This window comes from Vibrio mytili, assembly GCF_049563345.1.
Lineage (GTDB): Bacteria > Pseudomonadota > Gammaproteobacteria > Enterobacterales > Vibrionaceae > Vibrio > Vibrio mytili.
On record NZ_CP110481.1, the window covers coordinates 2,816,525 to 2,829,525 of the forward strand.

Annotated in this window: 15 protein-coding genes; 4 read left to right on the forward strand and 11 right to left on the reverse strand. The window is 43.5% G+C overall.

Going from position 1 to position 13,001, the window contains the following annotated elements; translation table 11 throughout:
• Window positions 1–37 precede the first annotated feature (37 nt).
• Window positions 38–451, forward strand: a complete 414-nt coding sequence (locus ONE56_RS12980; protein WP_041155287.1) for a flagellar basal body-associated protein FliL — start codon at window positions 38–40, stop codon at window positions 449–451.
• Window positions 452–538: 87 nt separating this feature from the next.
• Here ONE56_RS12980 and glpG read toward each other — a convergent pair whose 3' ends face one another.
• From glpG to ftsY, 6 genes are all read right to left on the reverse strand, one after another.
• Window positions 539–1,381 carry a rhomboid family intramembrane serine protease GlpG gene (gene glpG, locus ONE56_RS12985; protein ID WP_331439219.1) on the reverse strand — a complete coding sequence of 281 codons (843 nt, stop codon included), beginning with the start codon at window positions 1,379–1,381 and terminating at the stop codon, window positions 539–541.
• On the reverse strand, window positions 1,381–1,701 hold the full coding sequence (gene glpE / locus ONE56_RS12990) for a thiosulfate sulfurtransferase GlpE (RefSeq protein ID WP_041155286.1): 321 nt from the start codon (window positions 1,699–1,701) through the stop codon (window positions 1,381–1,383). Before glpE ends, glpG begins: the two co-directional genes overlap by 1 nt.
• A 483-nt stretch (window positions 1,702–2,184) precedes the next feature.
• Complete coding sequence (gene rpoH / locus ONE56_RS12995) at window positions 2,185–3,042, reverse strand: RNA polymerase sigma factor RpoH (RefSeq protein WP_041155285.1); 858 nt, start codon at window positions 3,040–3,042, stop codon at window positions 2,185–2,187.
• 196 nt (window positions 3,043–3,238) lie between these two features.
• Window positions 3,239–4,207, reverse strand: coding sequence for a permease-like cell division protein FtsX (gene ftsX, locus ONE56_RS13000; RefSeq protein WP_423839977.1), 969 nt, complete (start codon window positions 4,205–4,207; stop codon window positions 3,239–3,241).
• The gene (ftsE, locus tag ONE56_RS13005; protein ID WP_041155283.1) at window positions 4,194–4,871 is read right to left on the reverse strand and encodes a cell division ATP-binding protein FtsE; all 678 of its coding nucleotides are present in this window, start codon (window positions 4,869–4,871) and stop codon (window positions 4,194–4,196) included. The genes ftsX and ftsE overlap by 14 nt, the downstream gene beginning before the upstream one ends.
• 22 nt (window positions 4,872–4,893) lie before the next feature.
• Window positions 4,894–6,132: a signal recognition particle-docking protein FtsY gene (gene ftsY, locus ONE56_RS13010; protein ID WP_423839978.1), complete on the reverse strand. Its 1,239-nt coding sequence runs from the start codon at window positions 6,130–6,132 to the stop codon at window positions 4,894–4,896.
• Window positions 6,133–6,372: 240 nt separating this feature from the next.
• Between ftsY and rsmD the strand changes: the two genes are divergently transcribed.
• On the forward strand, window positions 6,373–6,972 hold the full coding sequence (rsmD, locus tag ONE56_RS13015) for a 16S rRNA (guanine(966)-N(2))-methyltransferase RsmD (protein ID WP_423839979.1): 600 nt from the start codon (window positions 6,373–6,375) through the stop codon (window positions 6,970–6,972).
• Window positions 6,973–6,991: 19 nt separating this feature from the next.
• Window positions 6,992–7,258 (forward strand): DUF1145 domain-containing protein, encoded by a 267-nt coding sequence (locus tag ONE56_RS13020; RefSeq protein ID WP_041155280.1) that lies wholly within the window; start codon window positions 6,992–6,994, stop codon window positions 7,256–7,258.
• A gap of 73 nt (window positions 7,259–7,331) precedes the next feature.
• Here ONE56_RS13020 and ONE56_RS13025 read toward each other — a convergent pair whose 3' ends face one another.
• The 3 genes from ONE56_RS13025 to ONE56_RS13035 form a co-directional block, all read right to left on the reverse strand.
• Complete coding sequence (locus ONE56_RS13025; RefSeq protein ID WP_423839980.1) at window positions 7,332–7,553, reverse strand: YecH family metal-binding protein; 222 nt, start codon at window positions 7,551–7,553, stop codon at window positions 7,332–7,334.
• Between the two features lie 69 nt (window positions 7,554–7,622).
• Window positions 7,623–8,243 (reverse strand): lysoplasmalogenase, encoded by a 621-nt coding sequence (locus tag ONE56_RS13030; protein ID WP_423839981.1) that lies wholly within the window; start codon window positions 8,241–8,243, stop codon window positions 7,623–7,625.
• A gap of 1,145 nt (window positions 8,244–9,388) precedes the next feature.
• Window positions 9,389–9,757: a DUF4145 domain-containing protein gene (locus ONE56_RS13035; RefSeq protein ID WP_041155278.1), complete on the reverse strand. Its 369-nt coding sequence runs from the start codon at window positions 9,755–9,757 to the stop codon at window positions 9,389–9,391.
• A 242-nt stretch (window positions 9,758–9,999) separates the two neighbouring features.
• Between ONE56_RS13035 and ONE56_RS13040 the strand changes: the two genes are divergently transcribed.
• Window positions 10,000–10,329 carry a DUF2500 domain-containing protein gene (locus tag ONE56_RS13040; protein WP_423839982.1) on the forward strand — a complete coding sequence of 110 codons (330 nt, stop codon included), beginning with the start codon at window positions 10,000–10,002 and terminating at the stop codon, window positions 10,327–10,329.
• Window positions 10,330–10,335: 6 nt separating this feature from the next.
• Here ONE56_RS13040 and ONE56_RS13045 read toward each other — a convergent pair whose 3' ends face one another.
• Window positions 10,336–11,349: an acyltransferase gene (locus tag ONE56_RS13045; RefSeq protein WP_423840512.1), complete on the reverse strand. Its 1,014-nt coding sequence runs from the start codon at window positions 11,347–11,349 to the stop codon at window positions 10,336–10,338.
• A gap of 254 nt (window positions 11,350–11,603) precedes the next feature.
• Window positions 11,604–12,821, reverse strand: a complete 1,218-nt coding sequence (arsJ, locus tag ONE56_RS13050; protein WP_331439212.1) for an organoarsenical effux MFS transporter ArsJ — start codon at window positions 12,819–12,821, stop codon at window positions 11,604–11,606.
• Window positions 12,822–13,001 lie beyond the last annotated feature (180 nt).

The window sequence follows — 13,001 nt, forward strand, 5'->3', positions numbered from 1 at the left end:
TCGAATATCGCGATCCAGAGAAAGAAAAGCCAGAAATATGTATAAACGTTATGTAACCCCAGTATTCTTTGCACTTACCTTGTTGGCATCAGCATCGACTTGGGCGGCAGAGGAACAACAAACGGAACCAAAGCTGGCGTACTTCACGCTTGAACCGGACTTAACGACTAACTTTTATACTAAAGGTAAAAAGCTCGGTTATGTACAAGTGCGCATCGATATCATGGTAATGAGCCAGCAAGACTTGACCATTGTTGAGCACCATCAACCCTTAATTCGAGATGCCGTGGTCGAAATGTTGGGAAAACAAACAGAAGAGACAATTAAATCACTCTCTGGTCGAGAAGAGTTACGTAAAAGCCTAGTAAAACAACTCAACGATGCTCTACTACCAGAAACTGGTAAAACCATCATTTCAGATCTGTTGTTTACTAAATACCTCTATCAGTAATGGCCACAAATCACGCCAGATACAAAACCATCTGTCTATTTACGCTCCAATTATTGGACACCGATCATCGGGGCGTACGTTTAGTGGCTACGCTTTCTGCTGATATTTCTGTTTTCCAGAATCAAACAGCGCAATCGCCATACCTGTAAGCAATCCCACTAAATGCGCCGTATTGGCGATCGCCATAAAAGGCTGGACAAAACCAAGTACTAACCAAACCAACATAAATACGACAATCGATTTTGGCACCGTTAGCCCTAAATGTGGCAGGCGATAACCAAGTATCCACAAGTAGCCAAGTAACGCATAAACAACACCTGACAACCCACCAAAGTTTGCCCCTTCAACGTGAAACTGCCCGGCACCAGACAGAGCTGCAGAGACAACAAACAGCTGCAGTAACTTCTTAGCGCCAAGACGACGCTCGATGTCACCACCGAACTGCCACCACCACAATAAATTAAATATGATATGAGTTATCGAGAAATGAAGAACGGCATGACTCACCCAGCGCCATAATTGCCACTGTTGGCCTTCAAATGCAGGAAAGTGCAGTAATTCAAATACACCGCGGCCAAAGCCAAACATCAGTAGCAAGTAAATAGCGATGCTTATCGTCATGATCAGTAACGTTACAGGACCAGCTTTAGCTTTGACCATACTCATTATACTTGGGCTAGCATAATGGAATCGACTTGTACGAGTATCGGCAACGCTCCACGAGGCAGCACTGTATTTTGAGTCCGCAGGATTTGCCAAGAAAAGCTTCAGCTCAGCTTCCGCTTCAACTTCATGCTGACTATCCGTCAACCATAGTGCAAACTGCCCCTGACCTTCTGGCATCAGTTGGATCTCTATCTGACGAGAGGCCATATAATCAATAAAGGCTTGCGCCATTCGTGGGTTATTTAACGTTACCAATTTCTTCATTAACTTCTCACTATCGGTAGTTCTGCTCGTTGCCAGGCTTCAAAGCCACCGTCCACACTGTACACCCGTTCGAAGCCTTGGTTAACTAAATATTGGGCCGCTCCTTGACTGCTAATGCCGTGATAGCACATCACTAGGATCGCTTGTTCAAATTCCACATCTTCCATAAAAGAGACGATAGAATCATTCGTTAGGTGAAATGCGGAATCGGCATGCGCAACGGCAAACGATTGGGGATCACGGATATCGACAAGCGTTGCCTCACCGTTTTCAAGCAGTGCTTGCGCACCTTGTACATCAATATGCTGAAACTGGTCCATTTACTTTCTCATTTTGTTGTTATGAATACACACAAATGACCTCCTCAAGCGCAGAAGCAATGACTCATTTTTTCATTCATCGAAGTCACTTGTGCATGTTGATGTCATTGTAACCTATCCAACGCCAAACTTAGACACAAGGATTATCAGGGTTTTAAATGGCGTACGTTTTGCCATCAACTGTGGATAAAACTGTGAATTGCGGTGATAAAGTATTTTCAGGTCTTTTGATCCACAACATGTAGTAATGATCCTGATCTAGTTGTGTGTATATTTATAACTATCCCCATAGAAGAATCTGCCTAAAAGCCTTATTAAGACACGCTTTCGAACAGCTGATAAATAATTAACACACAGACTTATACACAGGTAGCATATAAAATTCAGATCGCAATTCTATTTAGGTTTCGATCCAAATAAAAAAGCCGAGATCACATGATCTCGGCTTTCTATGAAAAACTTTCTTAAAATAAGAGCGAAGCGTTAAAACTCACCAACCGCAAGTTTAAGCTTCTTCATCGCGTTCTTCTCTAGCTGACGAATACGCTCTGCAGACACACCAAACTCATCCGCCAAATCTTGTAACGTTGCTTTCTCATCATCCAACCAGCGAGAGCGAACGATACGTTGACTACGGTCATCTAAACTTGCTAGTGCGAGACCCAAACGGTTGTTGGTATGTGTCTCCCAGTTTGCTGCTTCAACATTTTCAGCCACGTCAGACGACTTGTCTTCCAAATACAGCATTGGTGCCGTGTAATTGTTTGCGTTGTCGTCGTCATCAGTTGGCATATCGAATGTCGAGTCGATAGCCGCAAGGCGTGATTCCATCTCACGAACCTCCGAAGGTTCAACGCCAAGCTCACGAGCAACCGTCTCTACTTCCCCGTTATTGAACCAACCCAAACGTTTTTTAGACTTACGTAGGTTAAAGAACAATTTACGTTGTGCTTTGGTCGTTGCAATTTTCACAATACGCCAGTTACGCAATACGTATTCGTGAATCTCTGCTTTGATCCAGTGAACCGCGAAAGACACCAAACGCACCCCGACTTCAGGATTAAAACGCTTAACAGCTTTCATCAGACCTATATTGCCCTCTTGTACAAGATCTGCCATTGGCAGTCCGTAACCTGAGTAGCCACGTGCAACATGAACAACGAACCTTAGGTGCGACAAGATCAACCCTTTTGCTGCCTCAATTTCACCTTTGTAGTGTAATCGTTCAGCCAAATCACGCTCTTCGTCTACAGTCAGCATTGGGTAGCTGTTCACAGAACGAATATAGCTATCAAGACTATCTTGCGTGACGAGAGCCATCGGATACGCTTCTTTTGTCATTCAATTCCTCATCAATCTCTGATCTGGAGTATTACATTGCAATTTAGCTTCGGTATCTTGAACCTAAAATGAACAAGTTTCAAGAAGGGCTAATAATTATCCATAAACAATGCGTCTATACAAGGGGTAAGCATTAGCTTATACGAATAAAGTCCTATGCTATGGGCTATAGGCCCTAAAGTAAGACCACAATCACTTAAACTGGTTCAATTTCTTTTAAATGGCGCTGTGCAGAAATACGTGCCGCGATACAGCCCAATAAACTACCCGTTATGATCAGTAGCAGAGATTCGTCCCAGTTCAACCCAATTAGGCGAAACTGACTGTCATAAAGTGCCGCCAAATCTTCTACAGCACTGTTCATAACAATGGTAACGAGTGCTGTTAATAACCAAGCTATCGTCGCACCAAGAACACCGAACCACATGCCAGTATATAAGTATGGACGTAATATGAAGCCATCGGTTGCACCAATCAACTTCATGGTTTGAATTTCTTCTTTATTGGCTAATACGTTAAAACGCAGCGTATTGCCCACAATTAAAAATACTGCACCTAGCATCAGCACAGTGAGTGTAATCACAATAATACCAGCCAGCGTCTTAATCGCATCAAGACGAGCTAACCAGTCTTCATCCAACCTGACATCCGTGACGTCTTGCTGGCGTCGCAGGTCTGCAGCCAAACTTTGCACATCACTTTTTAATTCCGTATCCGGAATAACCACCAATACTCCAGGCAATGCGTAACCAGTCAACAGACTCAGCGCCTGATCGAAGCCTGCATATTGGCTTAAATCAGAAATTCCTTGTTGAGGTGAAATATATTCGACCTCTTTGACTAGCGGCCAAGTCTCAATTTCATCTTTAAGCACCATAACACGTGCATCTGGCATACCTTCGACTAAATACGCGCTCACTTGTGACGGTGAGGCGACATCTTCGGCTGCATTTGCGACATTTTTCCCCAACAAGTACAAGCAAGCAGGCATGGCAAGCGCCATAGAGACAACAGCTAAAGTCAGAATGTTGCCCAGAGGACGATGCCACAGTGCGGAAAAGGAGCCTTTCGCTTGTTTCCAATGGATCGAAAAAAAACCATCGGTATTTGCACGCTTGGCACTACGGCCTTTCCCTTTTTTTGGGGAGGGTTTATGCCCTGCCATAGTCTTCTACCTCACTAAGAAAGCCTTGATTCAATTCAAAATGACGATACTGTGGGCGAGTGTTGACTAACCCGAGATCATGCGTCGCAAGGAGAATACTTACTCCAGCTCGATTAAACTCTTCAAACAATCGCAATACTCGACTCGATAAATCTGGATCCAGATTACCAGTCGGCTCATCTGCGACTAATAACGTAGGTCGGTTCACGACTGCCCGAGCGATTCCAACTCGCTGTTGCTCACCACCTGACAACTGACTTGGCAAACAACGCGCTTTATCAAGCAAACCAGTTTTATCCAGTGCAGCAGACACTCGACGTTTAATTTCATTTTCAGAAATCGATTCGATACGCATCGGCAACGCAACATTGTCGTATACACTGCGGTCCATTAGCAGGCGGTGATCTTGAAACACAATGCCAATATTGCGACGCAAAAATGGAATATCTTTATTTGGGATCCGCGTGATGTCATGACCATTGAAATGGATTTTTCCATCTGTTGGGCGCTCTATCGCACAGATCAACTTCAACAAGGTACTTTTACCAGCCCCGGAATGTCCGCCTAAAAATGCCATTTCTCCGCGCCTGAGATGAAAGTCGACTTTTTGCAGAGCTTGTCGACCACCTCGGTAAGCTTTACTGACTTGCTGAAATTTGATCACCCTAGATTTCCTCTAATTTAAATTACTCTTCACGACTAAATAGAGCGTCAATGAACTCTTGAGTTTCAAAAGGACGCAAGTCTTCAATGCCTTCACCCACACCAATGTAACGAATTGGGATACCAAATTGGTCAGCAATCGCGAATATCACACCGCCTTTTGCCGTGCCGTCTAGCTTGGTCAATGTTATTCCCGTAATCGGCGCAACGTCACTGAAAAGTTTCGCTTGGCTGATGGCATTTTGTCCAGTTCCTGCGTCCAGAGTTAACATGATCTCGTGCGGAGCAGAGTCATCTATTTTTCTCATCACGCGGACGATCTTACGCAACTCTTCCATTAGGTTGGCTTTATTTTGTAAACGACCAGCAGTATCTGCGATAACGACATCGACACCGCGCGCTTTTGCCGCTTCAATCGCATCATAAATGACCGAAGCGCTGTCTGCGCCAGTGTGTTGTGCAATCACTGGGACATTATTGCGATCACCCCAGACCTGCAATTGCTCAACTGCAGCTGCGCGGAATGTATCACCCGCTGCCAGCATGACTTTCTTACCTTGGTTTTGGAACTGTTTTGCCAACTTACCAATGGTGGTGGTTTTGCCAACGCCATTCACCCCGACCATTAAAATGACATAGGGTGTTTTGCTGGTATCGATTTCCAATGGCTGCTCAACCTGAACGAGAATTTCCGCCATCTCTTCTTTTAACAGTCCATACAATGCTTCACCGTCTTTTAGATCGCCGCGAGAAGCCTTCTCAGTTAAGTTGGTGATGATTTTGGTCGTGGTCTCCATACCAACATCGGCAATCAGTAATTGCTCTTCGAGCTCTTCAAACAGGTCATCATCAATTTTTTTACCGCTGAATAGGCCGAAGAAGCCCGCGCCAATATTGGCTTTAGTACGACTTAAACTGCGCTTAAGACGCGCAAAGAAGCTTTCGGTTGGCTTTTCTTGTTCTTGAACACGAGGGGCAACAGGCTGTTCTAATTCTTCTGCTTCTGCTTCTGCTTCTGCTTCTGCTTCTGCTTCTGCTTCTGCTTCTGCTTCTGCTTCTGCTAGGACAGCCTCGACTTTTTCAGGCTCTTGCTCAAGAGCCTTATGCTCTTTTTGTTCAACAGCGTCTTCGCTTGGCGGCAGCTCTTCCGTATCGGCTTGCTTCGCTTGTTGTGCTGTTTCCTCATCGGTTGGTTTTGGGCTTTGCTCTTCGTCACCAAAACCTAGCCACGAAAGTAATCCGCGCTTCTTTTTATCCGTCATCTGGGGCTATCCTAGATTGTCTTTATATCTATTAATGACTCTTTTTTAACAGGATTATTATCTGTCTAAAAAAGGTGAATGACAAAGTTGTGAAAACTTTCCAATTAGATGATTCTAACCTCAATAGTGTTACACTCTGTCATCTTGAATTTATGGGTTGTATCCAAATGCCAAGCTCATTGATCACTCAATGCTTGGACAACTGGATATAGTATCACTTTATTAGCGGTCAAAAAATCTATGGTAAGACGTCGCCAGCAAAACTCATCACAAAAAAAGCCGACATTGGGCTTTGTTCGCATTATTAGTGGCTTATGGAGAGGTCGAAAACTCCCTGTCCATGACGCAGAGGGCTTACGTCCTACCACAGATCGCGTTAAAGAAACCCTATTTAACTGGCTTGCGCAAGAGATACCGCAAGCAAAATGCCTAGATTTATTTGCTGGCTCAGGCGGATTGGGCTTTGAATCCGCTTCCCGTCAAGCAGAGCGGGTCACCATGGTGGAGCTTAACCCTCAAGCGTTTCAGCAATTACAGAAAAACGTCACGTCGTTAAACGCGACCAATATCGACGTCGTCAATACAGATGCACTGAGTTATTTGAAACAGCCCGGCACGCCTTATCACGTCGTTTTTATTGACCCTCCATTTCGCAAAGGGTTATTGGACGAAACCGTGAACTTGCTGGAACAAAACGGCTGGCTTGCTGACGATGCGATGATTTATATTGAGACGGAGAAAGAACTCAACATTGCGCAGCTTCCGGAGCATTGGCAGTTGTACCGTGAAAAGACAGCGGGTCAGGTCACCTACCGTCTCTACGAACGCGCCTCAGTCTAATATGTAAAAGGATACTAAAATGAAAACTCTCCTCATCCTTGCCAAAGCGGCCATCGCCTTTGTTTGGTTCATCTTAATCCTCAACATATTTATGCCGTTTCCCGGTAATGCGGCCATTGCGCTCTATATCATGGCGGCTTTCCTGTTCATCATGCATGGCTTGCAGATGGCGATTTTTATTGGCGCATTTGGTGACAAAATAAAGATGAGCAGTTGGGAAAAATACTCCATTCTAATTTTCGGTATCTTTGCTCTACTCGATATTCGACGTAAGCACATGATGTAAAAAACAGCCGCTCAAACGAGCGGCTGTTTTAGTTTCATGTCATCGAACATACTGACTGTTTTTTTGCTTCAAATCAGTGGTTACAAACACGTTCCATGTTCGCGACAAACTTACCATTTTCTTCACGAATTTTGCCGCGTTTAAGTAGAAATATGATTAGAGACTCTAAATCCAGGTCATTCAGTTTACAGGTGTGGAAACGCACATTATCACCAAAATGCGCAGTCAGCTCTGCGCGATCCATTGGGGTTTCATTAACTAGGTTTAATAGGTTATGGGCATGAACGGAACTCATCATCAACTCCAATCTTCAATTTGAATTCGATAAGTATACGTATTCACCTCAAAGTTACTTTGATTTGAGCTAGTAAATGATAGAAGCGACAATCAAAGCATGCGCTAAAAGATAACTTCCATTGGCCCAAGAATGAGAAAATCTTTTGGGCTTACGATAACTTAACACCGCATACGATAACGCTGAATAGATCATGACAAGTGTGCCTAAAAACCCTATCGCTTTGCTATAACTAGCCGTTTGCAACCAGACCTCACCAGCCGCACCCGCCATCTGCACCAGCATAATGCCCATGATCACCACCGGAAAGACCAAATTATCGAGCAGCGGCAACAACAAAAAAAACGCAACAATACTGGCTGCAAGTAGTAGCGCTAACAGCCACCACACTATTTCGATGTTTAACTGCACCCAAAATGCGGTGCTGTAACAAGCCTGAGCGATAAGATACCCGCTAAAATAAATCATACTATGCACTTTAAGCGATGATAATGTGTCTGCGAGAATCGATACCAGTAAGCCACCTGTAATCCAATAGGTGTAGGCAGATAACGTGTCTTGCGTTGCAACAAGAATCAGAAGAAGTAACAGGGTAAAGATTTTGAACACGAGAAATTGCGTCCGATTACCTTGCTTCGATCCCATTACCGAATACATACCTGAAAGCCCAATTGCCAGCCAACTCCACATGCCGCACGTACCTTTTGCTTAAACTCGCCGCTAGTCTAGGTAGACCAGCATCTATGTAAAGATACAATCTACGAAAGTTGGATCTCGCTAGCGATTCCCATCATTTTGTGTTGTCCGCATTCTGTAAATACGGTCAATCATCCGTATTGACGTTCTGATTAGGCAGAAAGGTTTTGAACCTACAGCAGTGGCAATCAGCGCCCATTAGATGAGTTAAGTGGTAGGAATCAAAGCATAGCACTAACCGAATTACCATAGAGCTAGAGGCTCCCTGAGTATTTCAGCACCGACAAACCATGTTTTTGCTACTAAGCCCAACCTATCTAGGTGATTTCAGTATAACTCTATCATCTTAAGCAAATTTGGCCACATACCAATCAGCATGGATAAATAACCAACATAAAAATCAAAAATGAAGATATACAGCGCTATAATTGAAATAACTTTGAATAAACAACAGTGAAAAATGGAAAATAGTGCGTAATTCTATGTAAATTTACTATACAAAATACACAAACAAAAACCCAACCAATTGAATTAAAACAAATTAAATTCATTTACCTCAACAAAAACTGCTTTCACTGCCCACAATACCAGTAATTCATCTTGCTCTTAATACTGCTTCTCTAATCCAGCCTCTTTTGTTGGTTTTTTATCCCCCAGCAGGATACCGAGCAACACATACTGGAACTTTTACAAACTTTTGACGAACCCACGCAAAACTTGCCACTAAGCATAGAGTTGAAACAATAAACAATAATTAAACATTAAGTAAGATGTTTCTTACATATTAAATTCAACAACTTAAAACAAAATAGAACAATTTCAACACTAAACGAATAATTAAAGAGCAATCCAAAAAACACTGTTTAATTAGTTAAAAACTGGTAAAAATGCTTTCTTTAAGTGTTGGTTTTGAAAAGTTTAAAAGTGATAGCTTGATCAACCCCCAAAAGTAGTGCTATATTAATTACATCAAGTTCATCAGATTTAGGAGTAGTGTTATGATTTCGTCTTCTCAAAAACAAGGGCTGGTAATGATTGCAGTGGTTGTGGGTTTAATGACACTGCCAATGATGTACTAAGCACATGATTAAAAATAAAAAAAGGACGCAAAAGCGTCCTTTTTTTATTTTCGATAAACCCTACTTTAGGTGTTGGGATAGCGTTTCCCAGTGTACGTAATAAACACCTAGTGCAGCGAGCGTAATCAGCATGACTAAAAAAACTGCCGCGCGCCAAATAAAACGAGAGCTTCTTGGTGTTAGCTCTTTTTCGCAGTCATCACAGGCTGCCATGAAACCTTTGCGATCATCCAACTTATAATTTTCTTCATGAACCACTTTATTGCGTACTGTGGCGATATAGCGCAGTTTCGATTTAACATCATGCGGTAAACGCTCTTCACAACTCGAAATCAGTTGGTGCAACCCTTTCCCTTCTGCGTGGTATTGAGTACGCAGCAGTTTTTCGATTGTTCGGGTACGCATAACTACTTTTTCAATATCTGACATCGTATCGGCCGTCCCTTTAGGATTTATTTTATTCTTCTATAAACTTAGAGCGTTTTCGAGTACTTAACTCCAACTTTACGCTCAAACTGTGTGCTATTTCCAAGTTATGTGAGCATGCAAACTGTGAACCACACCGAATAAAATCCAACGACCTTTGAGTAAATCATGAAACATCTAGATCGGTGCATGGTTTCATCAGGAACTTCTGTAAAATAAGGCGTAACAACATACTGGAGGTTTCCATGCCCATTACACTGATTTTGGCACTATTCGCCCTCATCGCGCTAGGTGCTTGGGTATTCTTTCGTTTTTACAGCAAACATTACGTTGGTGAAGAGGCTCCCGAGCAAACAGCACAAGTCACCATCTTAGACAAGCAAGTCTTTGAGATTCCAGACCCTGATCCAGGACAAGACGATCAAGAATTTTGGATCTACGTTCAACGCGGTTCGATGGGCCCTAAACGAGAATTCCAAGTTGGCGTTCATTATTATCATGCTCTTAACCCTGGCGATAAAGGAACACTCACCTACCAGGGAGAGAAGTTTCTTCATTTCGCCTTAAAACGCTAAACTCCATCAAGGCAATAGCCAACGCGTCTTGGCCGAACGAGAGAATAGGTAGCTTGTCATCAACGCTCCAGCACCACTAATCAGTATCCACAGTGGAATGACCCATACAGGATGCCCGGTATACCAACCAAACTCTTTCATTGGCCACAAGAAAATTGGATGCAGCAGATAGATGCCCAAACTGTGTTGACTAATAAAACTCACCACTTTTTGCACATTGGGCGTTAATCCTTCACCAAAGTAACGACCCAGCATAAACACCATTGAAGCAGCTAAAATAACGTTGAGTGTCTTATACGACAGCCAGTGTCCAACCTTGTATTTTCCGGCTTCTAAACTATTCGATACCAGCATGGTAAATGTGACAACAAGAGCAATCACTCCGAGTACCGTAAATAAGGTCACGACAGGTCGATTCAGTGGTACTTTCTGAAACAACACATATCCTAACGGCAGATACCCCATATAGAGCCACATCTGATTGCTCCATGGTCCATCAATTTTGAATAAGAATAAGGTGCTGGTAAAAAGCCAAACCGCTAGGTAGGTATATAAAACGTTGTCGTCGACATTTCTAACCAACCACTGGAATAATGGAATGACCAAGTAAAGTGGAATGAAATAATAGAAGAAACCAAGATGATAATAGGTGGCGTGGTGCAGGCTGCTAGACAGGACGTCTTTTACACTACCAGAGTCGAATCCTTGCGCCGTCCAACCAGATAAATACGCATAGAACAACGACCATATAAGAAACGGGATCAGAACCTTACCTAAACGACGTCTCAAGTAATATTTACCATCAAATGGACGCTTATCACTGAGCATCAAAGCTCCGGTAATTAAGATAAACACGGGCACTGCCCAGCGAGTTACACTATTTATTCCCACCGCTGTTAGCCACTGATCAAGCGGGATTACGCCCAGCTCGTTTCGGTAAGGTGCCAACACATGTATGGCGATCACAGCTACCGCGGCTACACAGCGCAATAGGTCAAAAAACAGAACCCGCTCTCTCATACTTCTTTCCATTTGTGTCATTTGTTGTCCATAGCATAGTGGAATTTGCACTCTGCGAAAGACTTAACAAACTGTTTTTGCTTATTTTTAACGCAACCAAGACACAATGCTTTCAGTGCTCACCTGGCTTTACAAGCACGATTTTTAAACACGGCCTATCAATTATGAGCAATACTGCGTGACGTTTCGCCAAACAGAACAGAGCGGAGAAATAAAAAGAGCCCGCGACCAAGGAGCTCTTATCAATCAATTTTTTAAGCGGTTGCAACCTTGGCTTTGGGTAACTTAATAGAAATAAGCGTCGTTAGGGCAAGAAACGCAAAGGAAACCCACAAACAAGCGGCAAGCCCAGCTTGCTGATATACCCACCCAGATAAAACCGTTCCGATCAATCGACCCATCGCATTCGCCATATAGTAGAAGCCGACATCCAGTGATACACCATCCCCTTTAGCATAACTGACAATTAGGTAGGAGTGCAGCGACGAGTTAATCGCGAAAACAGCACCAAAAATCATCAACCCCACGACGATTACCAACTCTGGCTGCCAACCCACTTGCACTCCGTAGGCAATAGCGCCAGTGATAACGGCAAGGATCGCTGCCCACATCAGTGCGGCGCTACCATCGGGAACTCGCCCTTGCGCCTTCCCAGTAATACGCGGGGCAAAACCTTGCACAAAACCATAGGCGATCACCCATGCCGCTAAGAAGCCACCGACCCACAAATGGTCCCACCCAAACACGCTGCCCAGGTAAACAGGAAGCGCAACGACAAACCAAACATCACGAGCCCCAAACAAGAACATGCGTGCTGCAGATAAGATGTTCACCGATTCAGATTTAGAGAAAATTTGGCGAAATTTGGGTTTGCTTTTCGCTTTGCCCATATCGGCTTCTAACCAAATCATGCTACAGATAAAGACCACCGTCAGAGCCGCAGCCATAATAAACATCGAGTTTTGGAAGCCCACCCAAGACAACAATAAACCACCAACAAAGAATCCTGCCCCTTTCAACGCATTCTTTGAACCCGTTAATATCGCGACCCATTTATACAGTGCCCCTTGTTGTTCATCCGGCACTAAGGTTTTGATGGCACTTTTCGCACTCATCTTGTTCAGATCTTTGGCAATCCCGGATAACGCCTGTGCCGCCATGACCCAAGGAATCGTTAACCATACACTCGGCACCGCAAGCATCAACAAAGCAAAAACTTGCATGGCTAATCCAATATTCATGGTTTTATTCAGGCCTAATCTCGCTCCTAACCAACCGCCAATCAAGTTGGTCACCACCCCAAAAAATTCATAGAAAAGGAACAGAGAGGCAATGGCTAATGTCGAATAGCCTAAGTCGTGGAAGTAAAGCACCACCAGCATACGTAGTGCACCATCGGTTACGGTAAAGTTCCAATAATTGAACGTTACCAACATGTACTGACGAATGCTTTTACTTAATTGTGAAATCATGATGACCTCAAATGTACAGCAATAAGAGCATTTAGATCATGATGTTCCAAATGCTGTAGAACCTGAACACCAATATTGTTACGCAACCATTTTCCGTAACAATATTGGTGAAAAACCATCTGCGTAGTCCACTTAAAAGAAAAGTAAAAAACACATAATATCAAATGGATAGATAAACCA

Excerpts from the sequence above, each read along its gene's own strand:
- ONE56_RS12980 (WP_041155287.1), top strand. The coding sequence starts at position 38 with ATGTATAAACGTTATGTAACCCCAGTATTCTTTGCACTTACCTTGTTG.
- glpG (WP_331439219.1), bottom strand. The coding sequence starts at position 1,381 with ATGAAGAAATTGGTAACGTTAAATAACCCACGAATGGCGCAAGCCTTT.
- glpE (WP_041155286.1), bottom strand. The coding sequence starts at position 1,701 with ATGGACCAGTTTCAGCATATTGATGTACAAGGTGCGCAAGCACTGCTT.
- rpoH (WP_041155285.1), bottom strand. The coding sequence starts at position 3,042 with ATGACAAAAGAAGCGTATCCGATGGCTCTCGTCACGCAAGATAGTCTT.
- ftsX (WP_423839977.1), bottom strand. The coding sequence starts at position 4,207 with ATGGCAGGGCATAAACCCTCCCCAAAAAAAGGGAAAGGCCGTAGTGCC.
- ftsY (WP_423839978.1), bottom strand. The coding sequence starts at position 6,132 with ATGACGGATAAAAAGAAGCGCGGATTACTTTCGTGGCTAGGTTTTGGT.
- rsmD (WP_423839979.1), top strand. The coding sequence starts at position 6,373 with ATGGTAAGACGTCGCCAGCAAAACTCATCACAAAAAAAGCCGACATTG.
- ONE56_RS13020 (WP_041155280.1), top strand. The coding sequence starts at position 6,992 with ATGAAAACTCTCCTCATCCTTGCCAAAGCGGCCATCGCCTTTGTTTGG.
- ONE56_RS13025 (WP_423839980.1), bottom strand. The coding sequence starts at position 7,553 with ATGAGTTCCGTTCATGCCCATAACCTATTAAACCTAGTTAATGAAACC.
- ONE56_RS13030 (WP_423839981.1), bottom strand. The coding sequence starts at position 8,243 with ATGTGGAGTTGGCTGGCAATTGGGCTTTCAGGTATGTATTCGGTAATG.
- ONE56_RS13035 (WP_041155278.1), bottom strand. The coding sequence starts at position 9,757 with ATGTCAGATATTGAAAAAGTAGTTATGCGTACCCGAACAATCGAAAAA.
- ONE56_RS13040 (WP_423839982.1), top strand. The coding sequence starts at position 10,000 with ATGCCCATTACACTGATTTTGGCACTATTCGCCCTCATCGCGCTAGGT.
- ONE56_RS13045 (WP_423840512.1), bottom strand. The coding sequence starts at position 11,349 with ATGAGAGAGCGGGTTCTGTTTTTTGACCTATTGCGCTGTGTAGCCGCG.
- arsJ (WP_331439212.1), bottom strand. The coding sequence starts at position 12,821 with ATGATTTCACAATTAAGTAAAAGCATTCGTCAGTACATGTTGGTAACG.